This is a genomic window from Roseospirillum parvum (genome assembly GCF_900100455.1).
In the GTDB taxonomy this organism is placed as follows: Bacteria; Pseudomonadota; Alphaproteobacteria; order Rhodospirillales; family Rhodospirillaceae; genus Roseospirillum; species Roseospirillum parvum.
Map to the genome: position 1 here is coordinate 1 of NZ_FNCV01000037.1, position 1,136 is coordinate 1,136.

Annotated in this window: 2 protein-coding genes; one reads left to right on the forward strand and one right to left on the reverse strand. The window is 65.6% G+C overall.

Features of this window, described 5'->3' with window-relative positions; all coding sequences use genetic code 11:
- Positions 1 to 97: 97 nt before the first annotated feature.
- Entirely contained in the window at positions 98 to 523 is a 426-nt protein-coding gene (locus BLR95_RS15400; RefSeq protein ID WP_143131050.1) for a hypothetical protein, read from the reverse strand.
- A 129-nt stretch (positions 524 to 652) separates the two neighbouring features.
- Between BLR95_RS15400 and BLR95_RS16285 the strand changes: the two genes are divergently transcribed.
- A partial coding sequence (locus tag BLR95_RS16285) for a DNA-binding protein (RefSeq protein WP_218119582.1) occupies positions 653 to 1,136 on the forward strand: 484 nt, incomplete at its 3' end.

Sequence of the window (1,136 nt, forward strand, 5' to 3'; positions counted from 1 at the left end):
CCATCGAGGACGCCGTCCTGGACGACAAGATCGAGGAGCTGCAGCAGCGCCGGAAAATGGCCCGTCGGAGCTGGAAGGGGCCGAGCGCATGAGCGAGTCAGTCCTTCGGGGGCCAGCCCGCCGTGTTGCGCTTCTTGGTCTCCGAGAGCGCCTCTTCAAGAACGTGCCGGGGGATCTGCGTCGTCCGTTCGAGACCCTCGTGGCTGGGCAAGCTTTCGAGCCAAAAGGCGCCGTAGGCGCGCCGGTCAAGGTCGCGGTAGGCCAGCGGACGCACGAAGACGCACCGGCAGAACGGGCACTCGTAGAGCATCTGGTCGCGCCGGAAACAGAAGAAGGCCCTTCGCACGCGGAAGCCCAGAAGGAAGCCCATGATCAGAGACTGGTCGCTGCTGGAGCTCCAGTCGACGCGCGGCGCGAGCAAGTGGTTATCCCACATGAATTGGGCAGAGGAGCAGCACATGTCGCGCAAGGATGATCCGACGTCGATGCCGCGCGCCTCGTTCCAGAAATCGAAAGGTTCCACGACCACGGGCCCCACTCCGTTGCTGCTGTTCATGCTGGAGTGCGAGCGTAACCCCGAGTTGTACGCAGAGTCGATGCGAACCTGGCATCCCGAGTGCCAGCGGATCGACCGTCGCGGTGAGGGCAAGGCATGACTGGCCGGGAGTGGTTTACTGCGGCCGAACTGGCTGACCTGTCGTTGCCCACGTTGCCTGGGACCGAGCGCAATATCCGCGCCAGAGCCACCCGAGAAGGATGGCAGCATCGTGAACGTCAAGGGCGGGGCGGTGGCCGCGAGTTCCACATCAGCTCGTTGCCATCGGCCGCCAAGGCAAAGCTGGTGATGGCGTCGGCGCCCGCGTCGGCGCCGGCGGGCGGACCCACCAAGGCGCAGATGTCCCGGACCGACGCCTGGCGCTGGTACGATGGCCTGCCGGACAAGAAGAAGAACACCGCCGAGTGGCGGCTGTCGGTGCTGAACGCGGTGCTGGCCCTTTATCAGCATGGCGTCTCGAAGGACGTGGCGGTGATGCAGGCAGCCCGCCAGCACGGTGTTTCGGCCAGTTCCATCTACAACTGGTTCAAGCTGACCGACGGGGTCGAGAGGGCCGACTGGTTGCCGGCCCTGGCGCCGC